The organism is Vibrio vulnificus CMCP6 (assembly GCF_000039765.1).
In the GTDB taxonomy this organism is placed as follows: Bacteria; Pseudomonadota; Gammaproteobacteria; order Enterobacterales; family Vibrionaceae; genus Vibrio; species Vibrio vulnificus_B.
The window spans coordinates 1276884-1299924 of sequence record NC_004459.3; the positions used below are offsets into that span (position 1 = coordinate 1276884).

A 23041-nucleotide genomic window follows, 5' to 3' on the forward strand; every position below is an offset into this window, starting at 1 on the left:
GAGATGACGATCCGGATACTACCAGCGCGTTTGGCGAACCAGATAGCGGCTGGTGAAGTGGTTGAACGCCCCGCTTCTGTGGTCAAAGAGTTAGTGGAAAATAGCCTTGACTCAGGGGCAACTAAGATTGACATCGATATCGAGAAAGGCGGCGCAAAGCTGATTCGTATCCGTGATAACGGCTCTGGTATTGTGAAAGATGAGCTGGGCCTTGCGCTAAGTCGACACGCAACGTCAAAAATCCACACCTTGGACGATCTGGAAGCGATCATGAGTCTTGGGTTTCGTGGAGAAGCGTTAGCCAGTATCAGTTCAGTATCGCGTTTGACCCTTACCTCTCGCCCTGCAACGCAAGAGCAAGCGTGGAGTGCTTATACGGAAGGGCGGGATATGCAGGTAAAACTGCAGCCTACCGCTCACCCGATTGGTACCACCGTTGAAGTGGTCGACCTGTTTTTTAACACCCCCGCCAGACGCAAATTTCTTCGTACTGAGAAAACCGAATTTGCTCATATTGATGAGCTGCTAAAACGGATTGCACTCAGCTGCTTTGATGTGTCGATAACCTTACGCCACAACGGCAAAGTGATCCGCCAATACCGTGCTGCACACAATGATCTTCAGGCAGAAAAACGCTTAGCCACCGTTTGTGGTCAAGCGTTTGTACGTTGCATGCTGAAAATAGAGCTAGAACATCAAGGCCTCAAACTTCACGGTTGGATCACCACGCCAGAAGGGGCTCGCCAGCAAAGTGATCTGCAATATTGTTATGTTAATGGCCGGATGATGCGCGACAAGCTCATCAATCATGCCATTCGCCAAAGCTATGAGACGAGCTTAAAGCCTGAGCAATTTGCCGCTTATGTTCTATTCATTGAGTTGGACCCACATCAAGTTGACGTCAACGTTCATCCGGCCAAACATGAAGTGCGATTCCATCAAGCCCGCTTGGTGCATGATTTTATTTATCAAGCGCTTGCAAGTGCGTTGGCGCAAAGTGACAGTATCGAGCAACCGCAAATCAATGAGTCAGCTTTTCATTATCAAGCCGAGCCAGAAGTTGCTCCACAAGGCAGCTTTCCTGCCGAAAGTAATGAGGTTCCACAAGCGGTTTATCATGCGATTGAAAAAGCGCCAGCCTATCCACGAAAAGCAGGACAAGAGCAACAGTTACAGCCAGTAGCACCTTTGGAAAGCTCGTTTTCTAGTGAACAAGGCCGTGAAGTTTCACCTGCGCCACACAATGAGCGCAAGGCTTGGATGGAGTCACGATCCCCTGCGCGCCATACAACATCTTCAAATCAGAGTGAACGCTATGGCGAGCCAGCACCCAGCAAACAGCAAGTCAAAGCCTATGCTGAGTTACTTCATACCCCGGATTTTCCGTCCCAGAATGTGGAATGTCATCCGTCGCCCTCTATCGCCTCTCCTGTCCAAGAGTTAGGGAAGGCGGTATCTGTGGTGGCGCAACGTTATCTTTTGACGACAACGAAGGCGGGTTGCCAACTGATTTCTCTTGCTCGTGCAGAGTTCTATCGAACCCTTGGGCAACTGAATGGCGATAAAGCGCCATTGAAGTCTCAGCCTTTGTTGGTGCCGCTTTCGCTAAAACTGGAAAAAGGGTTGGTTCATGCCGCGCAAGAGCATCAAGATCGTTTTGCTCGCATGGGGATCCTCTTCAAAATGCGTAATGAGAAAGCCCTGATGGTGATGGGGGTGCCTGCGCCATTAAGGCAACAAAATTTACAACTTCTTATTCCAGATCTGTTATCTTACGCCGCTTCGCAAGCCCAGAAGGAAGAGCTGGCACAAAATGACACGGCGATGGCGCAGTGGTTGGCGTTGCGTGTGGCAAAAGTGAAAAGCCACTATACACTTTCTGAGGCGATACAAATTATTTCGGAACTCGAACAACTCTGGCAAGAGAAGCTCCCGCTACAGGATTCTCAACTGGTCACGAGTGTCGATTTCTCGGCAACGATTGCACAACTGACATGACACCATGACTGAACAATTACCTTTAGCTCTGTTTTTAATGGGGCCGACAGCATCGGGAAAAACGGAATTAGCAATCCGATTGCGTCAACGATATCCAGTTGAACTTATCAGTGTCGACTCTGCTCTAATTTACAAGGGCATGGATATTGGCACTGCCAAACCTGATGAACGCGAGCAACAACTGGCACCGCATCGTTTGATCGATATTTTAGATCCGACCGAAGCCTATTCTGCGGCTGATTTTCGTCGTGATGCTCTCGCAGCAATGAACGAGATCGTTGCACAAGGCAAAATTCCGCTGCTTGTTGGTGGAACTATGCTGTATTTCAAGGCGTTACTCGAAGGTCTGTCACCACTTCCTGCTGCAAATGCTGAAATACGTCAGCAAATTGAACAAGAAGCATTGACGAAAGGTTGGTCAGTATTGCACGATGAGCTTCAAGAGATTGATCCTGTATCGGCAGCGAGAATACACCCGAATGATCCGCAAAGATTGTCGCGTGCATTGGAAGTTTATCGAATTTCAGGTAAAACTCTTACTGAGCTGACGGAAACGAAAGGGGAAAGTTTACCGTTTCGTGTCAAGCAGTTCGCAATAGCTCCCAAGGAAAGGGCAGAGCTCCATCGTCGTATTGAACTGCGTTTCGATAAAATGATGGAAGCCGGATTTGAACAAGAAATGAGAGCCTTGTATACACGCAAGGATCTTCATCCGGATCTTCCTTCCATTCGATGCGTCGGTTACCGACAGATGTGGGACTATTTAGACGGGAATTGCACTTTAGATGAAGCGATCTATCGTGGTATCTGTGCAACTCGTCAATTGGCCAAGCGACAAATTACCTGGTTGCGCAGCTGGGATAATTTAACTTGGTTGGATAGCGAAAACATTGAACAGTCACTAGAAACTCTCTCAGAAGCCATAGCATCTGATAGAGATAGCTGTGTATAATGTGATCGTTTTTGCGTGAATACACTCTAAGAAGGATCAGTTTCTGGTAACTTGCTGTTTAGGCTGCTAGTAACTAAGGGTGTTTTTTGTTCGTTTAGCTCAGATGCAAAGGCATTTTCTTTTGCAGTGCACCACTAGCTAAATAATTACAACTACAAATTAAATAAGGAAAATAAAATGGCTAAGGGGCAATCTCTACAAGACCCATTTCTAAACGCACTCCGTCGTGAGCGTATCCCTGTATCGATTTACCTAGTAAACGGTATCAAGTTGCAAGGTCAGATCGAGTCGTTCGATCAATTTGTGATCCTGCTGAAGAATACAGTAAACCAGATGGTTTATAAGCACGCAATTTCTACTGTGGTTCCTGCTCGTCCAGTGAGTCACCACAGCGGCGAGCGTGGCTCAGATCGTCCAAGCGAGAAATCGGAAGATTAATTTCGTTATCGATCATTTAAACACTTTAAGGAGTTGATTGCTTGTTTGACCGTTATGAATCCGGTGAGCGAGCCGTACTTGTTCATGTCAACTTCACGCAACAAGGCGAGTGGGAAGACCTTGCAGAATGTGAAATGTTGGTTTCTTCCTCAGGGGTAGAAACGTTACAGGTCATTACTGCAAGTCGTCAATCACCACACGCCAAATACTACGTCGGAGAGGGAAAGGCTCAGGAAATTGCTCAAGCTGTGCAATTGACCGGAGCTGAAATCGTGATATTTAATCACGCCCTCTCTCCTGCCCAAGAGCGCAACCTCGAAAGATTGTGTCAGTGTCGAGTCATCGACCGTACCGGTCTGATTCTGGATATTTTCGCCCAACGAGCTCGTACCCACGAAGGTAAACTTCAAGTGGAGTTGGCTCAGCTTCGACATATCTCTACTCGCTTAATTCGCGGTTGGACGCACCTTGAGAGGCAAAAAGGTGGTATTGGCTTGCGTGGACCTGGGGAAACTCAGCTTGAAACAGACCGCCGTTTACTGCGTGAGCGTATTAAAGCGATTTTGCGTCGTCTAGAAAAAGTAGCGAAACAACGTGAGCAAGGGCGCCGTGCCCGAAATCGTGCAGAAATTCCAACCATTTCTTTGGTCGGGTATACCAACGCAGGGAAATCCACCCTGTTTAACCGTATCACTGAAGCTGGGGTTTATGCTGCCGACCAATTGTTTGCGACGTTGGATCCGACTCTGCGTAAGATTGAACTGGCGGATGTAGGGCCAGCCATTTTGGCGGATACGGTCGGATTTATTCGACATCTACCACATGATCTGGTCGCAGCATTTAAAGCAACCTTGCAAGAAACGCAAGAAGCTGACATTTTGTTACATGTTGTTGATGCCAGTGATGAGCGTTTTCGTGAGAATATTCAAGCTGTTCACGTAGTACTAGAAGAAATCAATGCTCACGAGATACCAACACTCGTGGTGATGAACAAGATAGACAATATGGAAGACCAACGTCCACGTATTGAGCGCGATGATGAAGGGGTACCCCAAGTCGTCTGGCTTTCTGCGATGGATGGTCAAGGTATCGATCTTCTGTTTGAAGCGCTGACGGAACGTTTGGCTTCAAGCATGGTGGAGTGCCAGTTGCGAATCCCTCCACAACATCAAGGACGGTTTCGTAGTACATTCTTCCAGATGAAATGTATTCAACAGGAAGAATATGATCAGGATGGTAACTTGTTGATCGATATTCGAATGCAGCAAGTAGATTGGTCTAGACTTGAAAAAAGAGAAGGGGCAGTTTTGAGTGACTTTATCGTTACTTAAAGGACTGCTACAGTATAACGTCATATCAAATGATGGAGCTTTCTAATGGCGTGGAATGAGCCTGGAAATAACAACGGCAACAATGGCCGCGATAATGACCCTTGGGGTAACAATAATCGTGGTGGTCAGCGTCCGGGAGGACGAGACCAAGGGCCGCCGGATTTGGATGAAGTGTTTAACAAACTGAGTCAAAAGCTGGGTGGTAAGTTTGGCAACAAGGGAGGGCGTGGGCCTTCAATTGGTGGTGGCGGTGCAATTGGCTTTGGTGTCATTGCCGTTATTGCCGTACTTGTCTGGGTTTTCGCAGGCTTCTACACCATTGGTGAAGCGGAGCGTGGCGTGGTGTTACGTCTAGGCAAATACGATCGTATCGTTGATCCTGGTCTAAACTGGCGCCCACGTTTTATTGACGAAGTCACACCTGTGAACGTGCAAGCCATTCGCTCGCTGCGTTCATCAGGTACGATGCTGACTAAAGACGAAAACGTTGTGACGGTTTCGATGGATGTTCAGTATCGTGTTGCGGATCCTTACAAGTACCTGTTCCGAGTGACTAATGCGGATGACAGCTTACGTCAAGCGACAGACTCGGCACTACGTGCCGTGATCGGTGACTCATTGATGGACAGCATTTTGACCAGTGGTCGTCAGCAAATTCGTCAAAGCACTCAACAGACGCTAAACCAAATCATCGACAGCTATGACATGGGCTTAGTGATTGTGGATGTGAACTTCCAGTCGGCTCGTCCGCCTGAGCAAGTAAAAGATGCATTCGATGATGCGATTGCGGCGCGTGAGGATGAAGAGCGTTTCATTCGTGAAGCCGAAGCGTACAAAAATGAAATCTTGCCAAAAGCAACAGGCCGCGCAGAGCGTCTGAAGAAAGAGGCTCAAGGTTACAGTGAACGCACCATCAACGAAGCGTTGGGTCAAGTGGCTCAGTTTGAAAAGCTGCTGCCTGAATATCAAGCTGCACCGAAGGTTACGCGTGATCGCCTCTACCTAGATACGATGGAAGAAGTGTATTCAAGCACATCGAAAGTGCTGATTGATTCTGAATCAAGTGGCAACTTACTTTACTTGCCGATTGATAAGTTGGCGGGTCAAGACTCTCAAACGGATACGAAGCGTAAAACGAAATCATCTTCGACTTACGATCAAATCCAATTGGAATCAGAGAGCTCGGCTGACAACACTCAGAACACGCAGTCTCGTTCAACAGGTTCACGTCAAGGGAGATACTAAGAATGCGTAAGTTAATGATCCCTGTACTGGTTCTTGTACTTGCAACCCTATTAATGTCGTTGTTTGTCATCCCAGAAGGTGAGCGTGGTATTGTGGTTCGTTTTGGTCGAGTACTCAAAGATACCAATGACGTTACCCGAGTTTACGAACCTGGTTTGCATTTCAAAATGCCGTTGTTTGATCGTGTGAGAACATTAGATGCACGTATTCAGACAATGGACGGACGTTCAGACCGTTTTGTGACGTCAGAGAAAAAAGACGTCATCATCGATTCGTATGTGAAATGGCGTATTGAAGATTTCGGCCGCTACTATCTTGCAACGGGCGGTGGCAATACGCTAACCGCAGAAGCGTTACTTGAGCGTAAAGTGACCGATATTTTACGTGCAGAAATCGGTGCTCGTGAGATCAAACAGATTGTGTCTGGTCCGCGTAACGGCGATGTGTTGCCAGAAAGCGTGACCAGCGCGGAAGTGAGCACTGAAGCGGCGCGTCAAGCTCTGGAGATCGATGGTGAACGTGACCTGATCATGTCGAATGTATTGAAGGATACGCGTGAAAGTGCCATGAAAGACTTGGGGGTTCACGTGGTGGACTTCCGTATGAAGAAAATCAATCTTCCGGATGAAATCAGTGAATCTATCTACCGTCGTATGCGTGCAGAGCGTGAGTCAGTTGCGCGTAAGCACCGTTCTCAAGGTCGTGAGAAAGCGGAAGTTATCCGTGCTCAAGCTGAGCTAGAAGTGGCGACTATTCTAGCTGAAGCGGACAAAACAGCGCGTGTCACACGTGGTGAAGCGGATGCTAAAGCAGCGAAGATTTACTCTGATTCTTACAACAAAGATCCTGAGTTCTTTAGCTTCATGCGCTCATTGAAAGCGTATGAGAAGTCATTTGGCACTAAGAGCGATATTCTTGTGTTGGATCCAAAGAGTGAGTTCTTCCAGTATATGAACAACGCAAAAGGCGCCGCAGCAAACTAACACGGTGACCTTGTGTTTTGATGAAAAGGCTCCGTTGGAGCCTTTTTTCTTGTCTAAAACTGGCGTATTAAGGGATAAATTTAACTCATCATGTAAGCGATAACCGCACCAGCCACGACAAGGCAGCCTCCAATGCGGCGTAACTGATTATCGGGTTGCTCACTTAACTGTGCTACCATATTTCGCCACCCTCTCGGAGCCAGCAATGGCCCCAATCCTTCCACAATCAGTACCAGCCCAAGCGCCACCCAAAGTGAGTTCGACATTGCATAAATCCGCAGTGAAAATAAAGTGAAATATTATCAGTGATATGATGGTGGCAAAAGTGGCCGTGCTGAGGAATGACTGAACGGAAGGGATCGCTGTGCACAAAAAATGACTGCAAGATGCGTAATTCGGTGCTAGAATCCTTTTTTAACTATCAATCAGACTTGGAAAGATGGCAAATAACGTAGTCGTTCTGGGCACCCAATGGGGTGACGAAGGTAAAGGTAAAATCGTTGACCTTTTGACTGAAGATGCAAAGTATGTGGTTCGCTACCAAGGCGGTCATAATGCTGGTCATACACTAGTAATCGACGGTGTTAAAACCGTTCTTCACTTAATTCCATCAGGTATCCTACGCGATAACGTAAAATGTGTTATCGGTAACGGTGTAGTACTTTCACCTGAAGCGCTAATTAAAGAAATGAAACCTCTTGAGGAGCGCGGTATTCCAGTTCGCGAACGCCTATTCATTTCTGAAGCTTGTCCTCTCATTCTTCCTTACCATGTTGCTATGGACCAAGCTCGCGAAATTGCTCGCGGTAAAAAAGCTATCGGTACAACAGGCCGTGGTATTGGTCCTGCATACGAAGATAAAGTGGCTCGCCGCGGTCTACGTGTTGGCGACCTATTCGATATGGAAGCGTTTGCAGAAAAACTAAAAGAAGTAATGGAATTCCATAACTTCCAGCTAGTGAACTTCTACAAAGCAGAAGCAGTAAGCTACGAAGAAGTGCTTGAGCAAGCGAGAGGCTATGCTGAGCTACTGACTTCAATGGTGATTGATGTTACTGACGAACTAGATGCAGCACGCAAGCGTGGCGATAAGATCATGTTCGAAGGTGCTCAAGGTACTCTGCTAGATATCGACCACGGTACTTACCCATACGTAACCTCTTCTAACACAACCGCTGGTGGTGTTGCAGCAGGTTCTGGTTTTGGTCCTCGTTACCTTGGCTATATCCTTGGTATCGCAAAAGCTTACTGTACTCGCGTAGGTGCTGGTCCATTCCCGACTGAGCTTTACGATGGTCAAGAAAAGCAAGATCCAGTGGGTAAACACCTAGGTACTGTTGGCCACGAGTTTGGTGCAACAACGGGTCGTCTACGTCGTACTGGTTGGTTTGACGCTGTGGCAATGCGCCGCGCAATCCAAATCAACTCTGTTTCTGGTTTCTGTCTAACCAAACTTGATGTTCTAGATGGTTTGAAAGAACTGAAAATCTGTACTGGTTATCAGATGGAAGACGGTTCTGTTCTAGAAGTTTCTCCAATGGCGGCAGAAGCGTTTGAGAAAGTGACGCCAATCTACGAAACCATGCCAGGTTGGTCTGAGAACACCTTCGGGGCCAAGTCTCTAGAAGATCTACCACAAGCGGCGATCAACTACATCAAGCGTATTGAAGAGTTGACTGGCGTGCCAGTAGATATCATCTCTACAGGCCCAGATCGTAACGAAACGATCGTTAAGGTTCATCCATTCGAATCTTAATCGCGAACTCAGATGACAACGAAACCGGCCTCTTGGCCGGTTTTTTGTATTCTCTAATGGGAGTCATTTTCCACTGCACTCAAGCTGGTGAAAAACTATACTAGCTGTGGCAAGCTATTGCCGATAAGCGGCAATTTTTGTCTAAAGCTAAGCGGTCTTTTGCCGATAATGTTATCAAGCCTGTGATTTCAAAGAGACGCGTTGGCTGAGGATAAACATTAAAGAGTGATGAATATGAGATTACGAACAGTAGCTGCTTCGCTGCTGTTGGTGTTGAGTGCTCCTTTTTCTAAAGCGAATGTCGCAGAAGTCGGAGCGCCCGTACCGATTTATACCGAAGCAGAGCTTATTAAGCTGATTGAGCAAAATAAGCACCTTGAGCGTGTGCGCGCGGATAATTGCCAGCTGGTGGAAGATATCGTGGCGCGGGCAACGAGAATTAACCTACCTGCGTACGAGTTCCTTTATGGTGATATGCTGGCGTGGGGTGTGTGTGTAGAGCAAGATGTTGAACTCGGGCTCTACTACATGGAAAACGCAGCCCACCAAGGGCTACCGGCAGCGTTAGAGCAACTGGGGCGCTACTATTCACGTGGTACCTTAGTGCAGCAAGACAAAGAAAGAGCGATTCCCTACCTTCGCGAAGCGGCGGCCATGGGTAACCTCAATGCGCGTATCCATCTTGCTGAACTGTTGCTGCGTGATTATGGCAGCCCTTTGGATTACGAAGATGCCTATCGCTGGCTCTACAACTCAGTCACTGCTGACCAACGTCAGCACCAACGAATTTCAATGCTGCGCCAAGGTTTAGAGCAGCGCATGCCAGAGAATATTATCGCCCGAGCGAAAAGGCGAGATACGTTCTGGTAATACCTTGTCATCACTCTTCTCTCTTTGAATGCCAAAGCCCACCAACTCGGTGGGCTTTTGTGTCTTGTGTGGTTGAGTTCAACGAACCTTGTCGCACTCTAGTACTAAACCACTTTGTGTGGGCCAAAACATTCGTAATGGAACTGTTGTTCAGGCACTCCCATCTCAAGCAATTGTTTGGCTATAAACTGCATAAAGCCAACAGGGCCACAGAAGTACACTTGTACATCAGCCTGTTTGAGGACGGTTTCAATCTCATGCAGGTTCACCCATCCACTGAACTGGAAATCGTCACCGATTTTATCGTCTGAGTTTGGTTGGTTGTACCAAACTAACGAATTGAAATGCGGATGCGTTTCAACCAATTGTTTGACGTGTTGTTTAAATGCGTGTTGTTGGCCATTTTCAGTTGCATGAATCCAAGTCACCGGCGCTTGATGCTCGGTTAGGCTTTCAAGCATAGAAAGTGTTGGCGTGAGGCCGACACCCGCAGAGATAAGCACGACTGGTGCCGTTGGCGCGGCATCAAGGAAAAAGTCACCGGCAGGCGCCGCGAGTTTGACTTTGCTGCCAACGTCGAGATGATCGTGCAGATAGTTAGAGACTCGGCCGCCTTCTTCACGTTTCACTGAAATGCGATAGCAATCAGGACGTACAGAGGATGACAAGCTGTATTGGCGAATTTCTTGATTTTCAAACTGCTCATCGTTGATGTAAATCCCTAAATATTGCCCTGGTTTGAAGCTAACGACAGAGCCACCATCGACGGGCTTAAAGACAAAGCTACAGATGTGCGCACTCTCGTATTGTTTTTCGACCAGTTCAAACTCTCGCAAGCCACGCCAGCCGCCGGTTTGCGATTGGTTGTCTTGATAAATTTGCTCTTCTCGCTGAATGAAGACATTCGCCAGCACACCATAAGCTTCAGCCCAGGCATCGAGCACAGCTTGCCCCGGAGAGAAAAGTTCATCAATGGTTGCCAGCAAGTGACCGCCGACAATTTGATATTGATCGGCAGTGATCAGAAAGCTGGAGTGCTTGTGAGCGATTTTTTCTACCGCGCCTAAGAGTGCAGGCAGATTGTCAATGTTGCTGGCGTAGGCGCAGATGGCGTTGAACAACGCTTCTCGTTGGTCACCATTGCGTTGGTTGCTCATGTTAAAGATATCTTTGAGTTCAGGATTGTGCTCAAACATACGTTGGTAGAAATGGGCGGTCAGTTTTGGTCCTGTTTCGGCCAACAGGGGGGCGGTCGATTTTACAATGTTAATGGTGTTTTCGCTGAGCATAGCGGGCTTCCTATTAGGATTATTTGTTTAATTTTAAGTTGCATCTGTAATGCATGTTTAAAGTTGTATCTCAAATGTATCTTTCAATCAAGAAAAGTTTTAGACTTTCTTCACCAGAGAGGAGCCCACCATGCAACTGACGAGCTTTACTGATTACGCCTTGCGCACCCTGATTTATCTCGCGTCGTTGCCGGATAATGAACAGACCAATATCACCGATGTGACTGAGCTATTTGGTGTTTCACGCAACCATATGGTCAAGGTGATCAACCGTTTGGGGCAGTTAAACTACATTCAAACCGTAAGAGGAAAAAATGGTGGGATCCGCTTGAATCGCCCGGCGAAGACGATTTTAGTTGGAGAGGTTGTGCGAGATTTGGAGCCGTTGGATCTTGTCAATTGCTCGGTGGAGTTTTGCCATATTACACCCGCATGCCGTTTGAAGGAGCGCTTATATCGCGCGAAGCTGGCCTTTTTGGCGGAGTTGGATGATTGCTCGATCGCTGAGCTGTTGGATGACAACGCAGAGCTCCTGATCTTGCTGCAAAAAGCCTAACTGGCGTTGCCAGTATGCCCTATCCAAAGATAGAGCACACTGTTGCTGCAGAACGTCGCGGAGTTAGCGAATCTCTTCGCCCGAGTCGAGCACGGTTTTGCGAACGATGTCGGTAAAGGCCAGTGCTTCTTGGCGAATTTGTTCCTCATTCACCGTGTTGATTTGGCGCTCTTGCATGATCAGCTTGCCATCAACAATGGCATGGCGCACATTGCCGCTGTTGGCTGAGTAAACCAAAGCAGAGTATGGGTTGTAAACGGGGACCATATTTGGCGCTTTGGTATCGATAACGATGATGTCCGCTAGTTTGCCGACTTCAAGAGAACCGATTTTATCTTCCATATGCAGTGCTTTTGCTGCGCCCATGGTCGCCATATCGATCACTTTGAGTGGTGGCATGGCTGCACGATCGTGATTGACCAGTTTGTGTACTTTCGCCACTTGGTTGAATTCATCAATGGTGCTCAGCGTGTTGCCCGACATTGGACCATCGGTACCCAAACCAATACGCACGTTTTCGTCGTACATCTTGAGGGCTGGGGCGACACCTTTGGCGGACTTAATGTTGGCACTCATGTTATGAGCCACGCCCATATCGGCCTGCTTCACTAACTCAATGTCTTTGTCGTCGACCAAAATCATGTGAGCGCCGACGAGGTTGGCATTCAATGCGCCGATTTGATGCATGTACTGCACCGGTGATAAACCGTTTGATCGTTCAGCAATCTTTTCTTGCTCACGGGTGGATTCGGCTAAGTGAATCAAAACAGGCACGTTCTTTTCTAGCGAGAGCTTCGCAATTTTCTGTAGCGTTTCTGTGGTGTTAGTGTAGGGCGCGTGCGGTGCAAACGCTGGGGTAATTCTTGGGTGATCTTGGTATTGGTCGATAAAGTTCAGAGCGTATTGAATGCCTTCATCTGCGTTTTTGGCATCGGCGACAGGAAACTGAATCACACTCTGGCCAAGCACGGCACGCATACCAATTTGGTCGACCGTTTTCGCCACTTCGTCTTCGAAGTAATACATGTCTGCGTAGGTCGTTACGCCGCCTTTGAGCATTTCAACGTTCCCCAAATTTGCGCCGATGCGCACCATATCGCGTGACACCAGTTTGGCTTCTAATGGGAAAATGTAGCGATGCAGGCGGTCAGGCACATCGTCACCTAATGAGCGAAATACCGTCATCGACACATGCGTGTGCGTGTTGATTAAACCCGGCATTACGATATCGCCATCGACATCAAGCACTTGTTTTGCTTGATACTGCTTTGCCACATCCGCATCACCCACCGCGATGATTTTGTTCTCTTTTACCACTACAGTGCCGTTTTGATACACCACTTTGTCTTTGTTCATGGTGAGGATCATGGCATCGGTGATCATAAGATCCGCAGGTTGTGCGGCATAACTCATGGACGAAAACAGGCTCATGCCTGCGATGGCAGCAGCAATTACGTTACGTTTCAGCATTCTATTTTCCTTGGAACAGGCATCGGTATAGTTTGCCGCGATAGTAAGAGATTCATGATGAATTGCAAACGTTTGCTCTTTGGTTTGCATACTTCTGTGATCTTGGCACGGAGATGTAAACGAATCAGAAGAATGATGAAAAACTATGAAAAATAAGTGTTAATTTGCTGAAACTGCGACGCGTGGCTGTAGCTTATGAGCAGAGTCAGATATACTACAACCATACCTTCCTTGCTAAATAGGCGTGCCTATGTCAGACGTTATTCAAAACGATCCTTTTGCCGATCGTGAATCAGAAAATTACGAAAATCCCATTCCAAGTCGTGAGTTTATTTTAGAGTTTCTCGAACAAGCTGGCGTACCGATGAATCGCAATGATTTGTTCGAAGCACTGCAGTTAAAAGACGAAGATCAATATGAAGGGCTAAGACGCCGTTTGCGTGCAATGGAGCGCGATGGGCAGCTCGTCTTTACTCGTCGTCAATGCTATGCCTTACCTGAAAAATTGGAAATGATTAAAGGGTACGTGATTGGTCACAAAGACGGCCACGGTTGGGTTAGACCAGAAGGCAGCGTGAACAAAGACGATGACATTCTGCTGCCTCATCACCAGATGAAAACCTTGATTCATGGCGATTTCGTTTTAGTGCAACCGACGGACAACAGCAAGCGCGGCCGCAGGGAAGGGCGTTTAGTGCGTGTGTTGGACGAGCGCAAAGCGCAAATCGTTGGGCGTTTTTTCCTTGAGTATGGCTATTCCTATGTGGTGCCGGATGATTCACGCATTAGTCATGACATTCTCATCCCAAATGAGCACAAAGCGGGCGCTCGCATGGGCAACGTGGTGGTGATTGAAATCACCGATCGTGGTGCTCGCTCACGTGGCATGATGGGCAAAGTGGTGGAAGTGTTGGGCGAAAATATGGCGCCGGGTATGGAAACGCAAATTGCCATTCGTACACACCAAATCCCTCATGAGTGGCCGGAAGAAGTCGATAAACAGATCGCGAACTTAGGCGAAGAAGTGCCTGAAGAAGCGAAGGTTGGTCGCGTGGACTTACGTCAACTGCCGTTGGTCACCATCGATGGTGAGGACGCTCGTGACTTTGATGACGCGGTTTACTGTGAGAAGAAAAAAAGCGGCGGCTGGCGCTTATGGGTGGCGATTGCGGATGTGAGCTACTACGTTCGCCCTGACTCGGCGCTCGACAAAGAAGCGATCAACCGCGGTAACTCGGTTTATTTCCCATCACAAGTCGTTCCTATGTTGCCAGAAGTGCTGTCCAATGGCCTCTGTTCGTTGAATCCTCAAGTGGATCGCTTGTGTATGGTGTGCGAAATGACCATTTCAGATAGCGGTAAGCTGTCAGGTTACAAGCACTATGAAGCGGTGATGAATTCCCACGCCCGCTTGACTTACACCAAAGTAAGCCAAATCCTTGAAGGGGATGAAGAGCTGCGTGAGCGTTACGCGCCACTGGTGCCACACCTTGAAGAGTTGCATGCGATGTACAAGGTGCTCAAAGAAGCGCGTGATCAGCGCGGGGCGATTGAATTTGAAACCGTGGAAACCAAGTTCATCTTTAACGCCGAACGTAAGATCGACCGTATTGAGCCTGTGATTCGTAATGATGCACACAAGATCATCGAAGAATGTATGATCATGGCCAACATTGCGTCTGCCTCGCTGGTGGAAAAAGCCAAAGAGCCTGCGCTCTATCGTATTCACGAATCGCCAGGAGAACTTCGTCTGCAAGGCTTCCGCGATTTCTTGGGCGAGTTAGGCTTAGATCTGAAAGGGGGCTTGGAGCCATCACCGACAGATTATGCGGATTTGGTGAAGCAAATTGGCGAACGTGCCGATAAAGAGCTGATCCAGACCATGTTGCTGCGCTCAATGAAGCAAGCGGTGTACAACGCAGATAATGCCGGCCACTTTGGTTTGGCCTTGCAGCGCTACGCGCATTTCACCTCGCCGATTCGTCGTTATCCGGATCTGTTGTTGCATCGTGCGATCAAATATCTGATCGCTAAAGAGAAAGGCCAAAATCAAGATCGCTGGACGCCAACGGGTGGTTACCACTATTCATTTGATGACATGGATTTCTATGGCGAGCAGTGTTCAATGACCGAGCGTCGCGCCGATGACGCCACACGCGATGTTGCCGATTGGCTCAAATGTGAATACATGCAAGATCACGTGGGTGACGAACTTGATGGGGTGATTGCCAATGTCACCAGTTTTGGTTTCTTTGTTCGTCTGACGGAATTGCACATCGATGGTTTGGTGCACATTTCGACGCTGGCCAATGACTACTATCAATTTGATCCGATTGGTCAACGACTTATCGGTGAAAGCTTTGGTCACATTTACCGTTTAGGCGACGCCGTCAAAGTGAAAGTGCTGGCGGTGAACTTAAATGATAAGCAAATTGACTTTGAATTGGTGGGAACAAGCCGTAAGCTACGCGGCGAAGGCAAAACCGCGAAGAAGCGCGTCGCGGAAGCGAAAGAGAAAGCCAAAGCGAAGAAAAAAGGTGTCGCTCGAGCATCGAAAGCGCCAATGCGTCACGAACCTGTCGTCGAACCGACCAAGCGTCCGGAAGAAAAAGACGGCAAGAAAAAGAAAGTGAAAAAAGCGCAGAAGAAAAAACCACACAGTAAACCGAAGAAAGCCAAGCGCAGTAAAAACGCGGCGGAGTAATCGGTCCGGTATCTTCTACGAGTAAACAGGTTAACTCATGAGTAATGAATTTATTTACGGCATTCATGCTGTAAGAGCCGTTCTGGACAAAGAGCCAGAGCGTTTTATTGAAGCCTATGTGCTAAAAGGGCGTCAGGATGACAGACTGATGCCGATCCTCAACGAGCTGCAAATGGTGGGCGTGTCACTGCAACAGATGACACGCAAAACCTTGGATGACAAAGCGCACGGCGCAAACCATCAGGGCATCATTGCACGGGTAAAACCGGCCAAGCAGCTGAATGAGAACGATCTGGATGACATTTTGGCCAAGCACGCTTCGCCACTGTTGTTGATTTTGGATGGGGTGACCGACCCACACAACCTTGGCGCATGTTTGCGTAATGCCGATGCTGCGGGTGTGGCGGCGGTAATTGTACCGAAAGACAAGTCAGCACCGATGACCGCGACCGTCAGTAAAGTGGCGTGTGGCGCAGCCGAAACGGTGCCTTTGGTGCGCGTGACCAACTTGGCGCGCACCATGCGTCATCTGCAAGAGCAAGGTATTTGGATTGTGGGTACGGCGGGTGAAGCAACGCACGATATCTATCAAGCGAAGCTGACGGGCTCTTTGGCCATTGTGATGGGTGCAGAAGGGGATGGCATGCGCCGTTTAACCCGTGAAACCTGCGATGACTTGATCAAAATCCCAATGGCAGGGGCGGTTTCTAGCCTCAATGTTTCCGTGGCCTCTGGCATCTGTTTGTTTGAAGCGGTGCGTCAGAGACTGGCATCACAATAACCACTTCGGTATAGTGAGCGGATGAAATTGAACACAAGGATGGCAATGACCATCCTTTGTTTTTAGTGAGCCAAGTTTAGTGAGCCAAGTAGTGATGACTCAACAAGAGATAAAATTAATCGCCTTCGACCTTGATGGCACCTTGCTAGACAGCGTGCCAGATTTGGCCGTTGCGGCGGATCAAGCGACACGTGCAGTCGGTTTTCCGGGAGTAACCGAGTTGCAAGTTCGTGATTACGTCGGTAATGGCGCAGACATTCTGATTGGTCGTGCCTTGAGCCAAAGCTTAACCATCAACCCAGAGTTGAGTGATGAATTGAGAGCTCAGGCGCGTGAGCTGTTTGATGATTTCTATCAGCAAACTGGTCATAAGCTTAGCCACCTCTACCCAACGGTGAAAGAAACGCTGAAAGAGCTGCACCAAGCGGGCTTCACCTTGGCGTTGGTGACCAACAAACCCAGCAAGTTTGTTCCGGATGTGTTGCAGCAGCACGGCATCGCTGATTACTTTGTCGATGTGCTCGGTGGTGATTCATTCCCAGAGAAGAAACCCAACCCAATCGCACTCAATTGGCTCATGGAAAAACATCAGATTCAGCCAACCGAGATGTTGATGGTGGGCGACTCTAAGAACGATATTCTGGCAGCAAAAAATGCTGGTTGTGCCTCGTTTGGTTTGACCTATGGCTACAACCATGGCGAACCTATTGCCGCCTCTGAGCCGGATTTCGTTGCCGATAGCTTGGCGCAATTGCTTGATGTGGTGCTCGTTTCTGCTTGAAGTGCGATTCGTCTCCGCTCAATGCGGTGAAAACCACTAGAAAAATACTCGCTAATGAGTACACTGAGAAAACCGTGCGCTGAGTCTGCACGGTTTTTCATTTATTTAGATTAAGAAGTCAAAGGAATCATCCCCATGAGCAAACCCATCGTATTGAGTGGTGTTCAACCGTCAGGTGAACTAAGTATCGGTAACTACTTGGGTGCTCTACGTCAATGGCAACAGATGCAAGACGACTATGATTGCCAATACTGTGTGGTAGACCTTCATGCGATTACGGTTCGTCAAGATCCGAAAGCGCTGCATGAAGCGACCCTCGACGCATTGGCCATTTGTCTCGCAGTTGGTGTTGATCCGAAGAAGAGCACGCTATTTGTTCAGTCACATGTACCAGAACATGCTCAACTTGGTTGGCTTCTTAACTGTTATACCCAAATGGGTGAATTGAGCCGTATGACTCAGTTCAAAGACAAATCAGCCCGTTACGCCAACGATGTTAACGTTGGTTTGTTTGGTTACCCAGTGTTGATGGCGGCAGACATCCTCCTTTACGGTGCACATCAAGTACCCGTGGGCAGCGATCAGAAGCAGCACCTAGAACTGGCTCGCGATATCGCGACACGTTTCAACAACATCTATTCACCAGAAAACCCAATTTTCACCATTCCTGAGCCGTACATTCCAACGGTGAACGCGCGTGTTATGAGCCTACAGGATGCGACGAAGAAGATGTCGAAATCGGATGATAACCGTAAGAACGTGATCACTCTGCTTGAAGACCCGAAATCGATCATCAAAAAGATCAACAAAGCGCAAACCGATACCGAAACGCCGCCACGCATTGCCCATGATTGGGACAATAAAGCGGGCATTTCCAACCTGATGGGACTGTACTCTGCGGCCACTGGTATGAGCTTTGAAGAGATTGAAGCCAAGTACCAAGGCGTAGAAATGTATGGTCCATTCAAGAAGGATGTCGGTGAAGCATTGGTGTCGATGCTTGAGCCGATTCAAGCGGAATATCACCGTATTCGTGAAGATCGTGGCTACATGAATGAGGTGATGCGCCAAGGGGCAGACAAAGCATCAGCACGCGCAGCGGAAACGCTAAAGAAAGTATACGAAGTGGTTGGCTTTGTTGGTCGCCCTTAATTCGGACATATTTTTTGACTATTTTGAGGTCGCCGTTAGGCGACCTTTTTTATTATTATAAATCCACTAATTTATACATTGCTAATATAAGCTAAATTTCATATCACATCTCAATAATTACAACTGAGTTGTAGCTCTAATTTATTTAAATTCATTTCATATTATTTATATTGATTCTTTTATCTGTTGAAAATATAAATCAGCCCATATTAATAGTTTTATAATTGTGAAACATTTCGCATTTAGACTGCATCTCACTTTTCTTTTTTCACCAAATAGAGACATTACTCTAGTTTATTAATGTGCTGGTTAAACCCTAACCGTTGTTGCCTTCAGATAAGGTGACTGGCTTTGTGCGCCCAAAATTTGACCGATATCTATTTCGTTGGCCAATCACTGAAATAACAGAGCCCTGTTTAACCGATACAAACAAATTCCCAAATTGGATATCGAGATACAAGGAAATAGCAATGTTGAAACGAAATGCAGTGGCAATGGCGATCTCCTCGCTATTGATGGCGTCCGCAGCGCAAGCCGCCACCATCTACGAAAATGAGAACGGAGACTATCTCAAGCTGTATGGTGAAGTCGGCGTGGGTGGCCACATTGGTGCGAACTTTGAGTATGGTGAGTTTTACACCGACGAGAAAAGCTACATTGATGACTCTTTCGCAACCATGGGTGTGCGTGGCAAGAATGGCCGAATGCACTACCGCTTAGAGTTGGATTATGAGCGCGAAAACTGGCAATACGGATCGGGTGATTTAGTCCTGAGCATCGATAAATTGTTCCTCGGCTATGACTTGCTGGAAAGCAATGATTTCAACCAATACATCGAAGTGGGCTTAACCGATACCGCGTTTGACGACTACGACAAATGGGGTGACTTCACGTTTGATACCACGGTAGAAACTGGTGAAGCGGGTGACCAAGATATGACCATCAAATACGAAGGTCGATTCTTCTCGGACATCAAAGTGGGGGCGTCATACACCTACGGTGGTAAATCGTCATCGGGCTCTGAGCTAGGCGATATCGTCAATGGTTACTTGGGTTACTTTGGTGAGCGCTTCTCTGCGGTTGTTGGTCTAGAAGGCCGTGGTGGCTCTGATGGTAAGTCGAAATACGGTGAACAGCAGCTGCTTGGTTTTGGTGCGCGCTTTGCGGTAACAGAGGCGATCCATTTAGGCTTTAACGCCTTCCTTGAGAAAGAAGACATTGCTCAAGATAAAACCTTGGTCTCAACCGATCCGACAACAGGTGAGAGAAGCTACGTTTACAACAATTTCCAAACGGAAGAAAACAAAGGTGCGCTTGTGTCGGCTAAGTACATCTTTACCCCTCAGTGGGAGTTCACTGCATCGTACAACTTCGAGCAGTACGAGAAGTGGGATAACACCAGCGATGTTTGGGATGGTAAAGACAACAGCTGGGGTAAAGAGCGAGTTTGGGGCACCTTGGGTGTGAACTACAAACCAACCAAGTCAACCGTGATTGCATTGGAAATGAACACGGGTGAAGCGGCACAAGATGCGTATGCATACGCACGTGTGTACTTCTAATCGGTCAGAGAGGATTTAGGGAAATGAACAAAAAAATGACTTTGCTTGCTGGTGCGATTAGTAGCGTGTTAAGTGGCGCAGCGCTGGCAGATATTAATGACATCATCATCACTGAGTATGTTGAAGGTTCAGCGAGCAACAAAGCGGTAGAAATCAGTAATATTGGTACAAGCAATTACACTTTTGATGGCACGCTATCACTGTATTATTCGTCTTATAAAAATGTTATCAAGAATTCAAAAGGTCAGAATGTACTTGAAGGCATCACTTTAGCACCAGGAAAAAGTATCGTGGTTGTGAATGGTGATTCAAGTACAGAACTTCGCCAGTACGTAGAGCGCCTCGGTGGTAAGGATGCTCTTGTTGTCGCTGGTACTTACGATCAAGTTCAGCATTCAGCAATGAATTTTAATGGTGATGATGCGGTTTGGCTAGGTGTTGGCTCTGATGCTTCTGGCGTTAAAGATATTTTTGGTAACTATGGACATAGTGGCGACAAGATCTGGGCTGATCAAACCATGCGCCGTAAGTCAGGATCTAAACCATCTACGACTTACCAAGAGGCGGAGTGGGAGAAACTGAGCATCAATGCCTTTGGTGGTTTAGGGCATCCAACGGATGTGAACGATGAGCCACTTCCTCCTCCTCCAGCAAATCTGCCTTGTACTGATGCAGAGGGCACAGTTAGCCACAAAACCATCGGCGAAGTGCAAGGTGAAGCTTACTCCTCTCCTTTGATTGAATCGGGCTATACCTCAAAAGACGAATATCTTGTCACGGGTGTGGTCAGTGCTGTGGCCACTTCGTTGGTTAAAGGTTTTTATCTGTACGATGACAATGCCGATGGCAACGTGAAAACATCGGACGGTGTTTTTGTGAAAACATCGGGCGCGGTAAGTAAAGATATGATCGGCCAGCAGATTTGTGTGCGCGCTAAGGTCAATGAAGACTACGGTATGACCACGTTGCTGCCAACGGGCAATATTTGGGAAGTGAAAAACAGCACACCTGTTGCAGTGACACCGGTAAAACTGGAGCGTATCGATAGCGACGATGAAACATTCCGTTCAACGCTAGAGCGTCTTGAAGCGATGCCAGTGGTGCTGGTGGAAGATATGGATGCCGCGGAAGGCAACCAGGATATGCGTGTATCACGTACGTTTAGCTTTGACTACAGTGCGAAGCGCAACAATATGGTCATCGCTTATAAGCGTCCAAACCCGCAACCAAACCAAGACCATGTAGCGGGCAGCGATGCCGCGAAGGCGCAAACCGCGCAAAACAAAGATTACCGCATTGTGGTGGAATCGGATGAAAAACCAGCCGATGGTAAGATCCCATACTACCCAGAGTTCGCTAGCGATCCACACAACAACTACATCCGTATTAACGATTCCGTTGTAGGCATGACTGGGGTACTTCACTACTCATACAATGAGTTCCGTTTGATCCCAACAGCCAATGTGACGAAAGCGAATTTTGTTCACAACACACCACGCACATCGTCGCCAGTGATTAAAGAGTCGTACGGGGATGATGGCTTTACCATCAAAGTCGCGACGCAAAACGTGTTGAACTACTTCAACTCGCCATACGGTGGTCATGACAACCAGTTTGGTGACAACCGTGGTGCAGAGTCTCAGCAAGAGTTTGAGCGCCAACAAGCGAAAATCGTCGAAGCGATCTACGGCTTGGATGCGGACATCGTTGGCTTGATGGAAGTGGAAAACAACGGTTTTGGTGATTTCTCGGCGATTCGTGAACTGCTAGAAGCGATCAACGCGAAGTACTACAAAGAAAACTACAAAGATCGTTTTGCGCGTGAGTCGATCCACAACCGTTACGTCTTTGTCGGGTTTGATAAAAACGGCGACCAAGTGCTGGATCAGTTTGATACGATCGGATCGGATGCGATCACCACGGGCATCATTTACCGCCCATCGAAAGTGTCAGTGATCGCCGGTAAAGTGATCCCAATGCCTTGGCAGGACGCGCCAATGATCGTCGATGCAGACGGCAAGCCAGTAGTTGATGGTAAAGGTGAGTTGGCTGAAAGCGGTAAAAACTATCAGCGTAACACCGTTGCCGCGACCTTCCGCGTGCTCAATACAGGTAAACAGCTAACCGTTTCAGTGAACCACTTGAAATCAAAAGGCTCAACCTGTTGGGATGATTACGTTGGTACCAAAGCGGTCGATGATGATGCGCAAGGCTCGTGTGAAAACTTCCGTGTGGCTTCGACTTACCATCTAGGTCAGGAAATGGCGAAGATTGGTGGTGACCAGATCGTTCTCGGCGACATGAACTCTTACGCACATGAAGATCCAATGCTGGTGCTAACGAGTAACCCGACGAAAAAAGCACTAAAAGCAGCGGATTACATCAAAGTGGGTAATAAGTGGCAGTTCAACGGTGAGCAAGGTCCTGTCATTACTCAAACCTTTGGTTTTATCAATGCCGTTGACTACAAGACGCCAGCAGGTGAGACCTCTTGGAGCTACTCTTACAATGACGAAGTGGGCTCACTCGATCACCTGTTGATCACCTCCTCGTTGAAATCACGTCTTGTGGACGCCGTCGATTGGCACATCAATGCGCCAGAATCAACGCTGTTTGACTATTCGAACAAGTACAAAGGCGGTGATTTGAATGAAGCGAACCCATTCTACAAAGCAGATGCGTTCCGCTCTTCAGACCACGATTCAGCGCTTGTGACCATTGGTTATAAATACGGTGAAGCGGGTGAAAGCCAAGTGGTGATCGGCACTAAGAGTGATCGTGCTGACGTTTACTTCCCTGTATCAGAAAGCGTGAAGAACGGCGACGTGGCTGAGCTCACCATTTCGCCAGCGCCACAAGGTGTGGTTCCTCTGCGTGAAACTGTCGGTAAAGATGGTGCTCAGACACTACGCTTCGATGTGGCTGGTTTGCCAAAAGGTGAATACACCATGACTATGCGTGTGCTTCGCTCAGCAGCAACTCGCGCAGCGGCAGATGAAACGGTGGTAGAAAGCAAATCGATGACGGTTACTGTTGCGAAGCGTGATTCAAGCAACGTCAAACCAGTTGTACCTGCCTATGATGGTTCTGGTGGTGCATTTGGCTTCGGTGCGCTGCTATCACTGTTCGGTTTTGGTTTCTTACGTCGCCGCCGTTCGCTATAAGCATAAAGT

The 23041-nt window shown here is 47.8% G+C and carries 18 protein-coding genes; 15 read left to right on the forward strand and 3 right to left on the reverse strand.

What is annotated here, in order from left to right:
• Nucleotides 1-3: 3 nt before the first annotated feature.
• From mutL to hflC, 6 genes are all read left to right on the forward strand, one after another.
• Nucleotides 4-1998 (forward strand): DNA mismatch repair endonuclease MutL, encoded by a 1995-nt coding sequence (gene mutL, locus VV1_RS06150; protein WP_011079274.1) that lies wholly within the window; start codon nt 4-6, stop codon nt 1996-1998.
• 4 nt (nt 1999-2002) lie between these two features.
• Nucleotides 2003-2950, forward strand: a complete 948-nt coding sequence (gene miaA / locus VV1_RS06155; protein WP_011079275.1) for a tRNA (adenosine(37)-N6)-dimethylallyltransferase MiaA — start codon at nt 2003-2005, stop codon at nt 2948-2950.
• Between the two features lie 177 nt (nt 2951-3127).
• Nucleotides 3128-3388, forward strand: coding sequence for an RNA chaperone Hfq (gene hfq / locus VV1_RS06160; protein ID WP_011079276.1), 261 nt, complete (start codon nt 3128-3130; stop codon nt 3386-3388).
• Nucleotides 3389-3429: 41 nt separating this feature from the next.
• Nucleotides 3430-4719, forward strand: coding sequence for a ribosome rescue GTPase HflX (gene hflX, locus VV1_RS06165; RefSeq protein WP_011079277.1), 1290 nt, complete (start codon nt 3430-3432; stop codon nt 4717-4719).
• Between the two features lie 45 nt (nt 4720-4764).
• Nucleotides 4765-5964: an FtsH protease activity modulator HflK gene (gene hflK / locus VV1_RS06170; protein ID WP_011079278.1), complete on the forward strand. Its 1200-nt coding sequence runs from the start codon at nt 4765-4767 to the stop codon at nt 5962-5964.
• A gap of 2 nt (nt 5965-5966) precedes the next feature.
• A complete protein-coding gene (gene hflC / locus VV1_RS06175; RefSeq protein WP_011079279.1) occupies nt 5967-6947 on the forward strand; it encodes a protease modulator HflC in 981 nt (326 codons plus the stop codon).
• Between the two features lie 80 nt (nt 6948-7027).
• Here the strand turns inward: hflC and VV1_RS06180 are convergent, their stop codons facing one another.
• Nucleotides 7028-7213 (reverse strand): DUF2065 domain-containing protein, encoded by a 186-nt coding sequence (locus VV1_RS06180; RefSeq protein ID WP_011079280.1) that lies wholly within the window; start codon nt 7211-7213, stop codon nt 7028-7030.
• A gap of 173 nt (nt 7214-7386) precedes the next feature.
• On the opposite strand from VV1_RS06180, the gene VV1_RS06185 reads away from it, so the two are divergent.
• Both VV1_RS06185 and motX read left to right on the forward strand, forming a co-directional pair.
• The gene (locus VV1_RS06185; RefSeq protein ID WP_011079281.1) at nt 7387-8703 is read left to right on the forward strand and encodes an adenylosuccinate synthase; all 1317 of its coding nucleotides are present in this window, start codon (nt 7387-7389) and stop codon (nt 8701-8703) included.
• Between the two features lie 234 nt (nt 8704-8937).
• Nucleotides 8938-9573: a flagellar protein MotX gene (gene motX, locus VV1_RS06190; RefSeq protein ID WP_011079282.1), complete on the forward strand. Its 636-nt coding sequence runs from the start codon at nt 8938-8940 to the stop codon at nt 9571-9573.
• 104 nt (nt 9574-9677) lie between these two features.
• Here the strand turns inward: motX and hmpA are convergent, their stop codons facing one another.
• Complete coding sequence (gene hmpA / locus VV1_RS06195) at nt 9678-10862, reverse strand: NO-inducible flavohemoprotein (RefSeq protein WP_011079283.1); 1185 nt, start codon at nt 10860-10862, stop codon at nt 9678-9680.
• 130 nt (nt 10863-10992) lie between these two features.
• Here hmpA and nsrR point away from each other — a divergent pair, with 130 nt between their 5' ends.
• On the forward strand, nt 10993-11418 hold the full coding sequence (gene nsrR / locus VV1_RS06200; protein ID WP_011079284.1) for a nitric oxide-sensing transcriptional repressor NsrR: 426 nt from the start codon (nt 10993-10995) through the stop codon (nt 11416-11418).
• A 63-nt stretch (nt 11419-11481) separates the two neighbouring features.
• On the opposite strand, the gene VV1_RS06205 is transcribed toward nsrR, so the two are convergent.
• Complete coding sequence (locus VV1_RS06205; RefSeq protein ID WP_013570995.1) at nt 11482-12888, reverse strand: amidohydrolase; 1407 nt, start codon at nt 12886-12888, stop codon at nt 11482-11484.
• Between the two features lie 250 nt (nt 12889-13138).
• Here VV1_RS06205 and rnr point away from each other — a divergent pair, with 250 nt between their 5' ends.
• The 6 genes from rnr (at nt 13139) to VV1_RS06235 (ending at nt 23032) form a co-directional block, all read left to right on the forward strand.
• Entirely contained in the window at nt 13139-15592 is a 2454-nt protein-coding gene (rnr, locus tag VV1_RS06210) for a ribonuclease R (protein ID WP_011079286.1), read from the forward strand.
• Nucleotides 15593-15629: 37 nt separating this feature from the next.
• Complete coding sequence (rlmB, locus tag VV1_RS06215) at nt 15630-16373, forward strand: 23S rRNA (guanosine(2251)-2'-O)-methyltransferase RlmB (protein ID WP_011079287.1); 744 nt, start codon at nt 15630-15632, stop codon at nt 16371-16373.
• A gap of 94 nt (nt 16374-16467) precedes the next feature.
• Nucleotides 16468-17154, forward strand: a complete 687-nt coding sequence (locus tag VV1_RS06220; protein ID WP_043920933.1) for a phosphoglycolate phosphatase — start codon at nt 16468-16470, stop codon at nt 17152-17154.
• Nucleotides 17155-17289: 135 nt separating this feature from the next.
• Complete coding sequence (gene trpS / locus VV1_RS06225) at nt 17290-18306, forward strand: tryptophan--tRNA ligase (RefSeq protein ID WP_011079289.1); 1017 nt, start codon at nt 17290-17292, stop codon at nt 18304-18306.
• 470 nt (nt 18307-18776) lie between these two features.
• Complete coding sequence (locus VV1_RS06230) at nt 18777-19868, forward strand: porin (RefSeq protein ID WP_043877340.1); 1092 nt, start codon at nt 18777-18779, stop codon at nt 19866-19868.
• Between the two features lie 23 nt (nt 19869-19891).
• On the forward strand, nt 19892-23032 hold the full coding sequence (locus tag VV1_RS06235) for an ExeM/NucH family extracellular endonuclease (RefSeq protein WP_011079291.1): 3141 nt from the start codon (nt 19892-19894) through the stop codon (nt 23030-23032).
• The last annotated feature ends 9 nt before the right edge of the window (nt 23033-23041 follow it).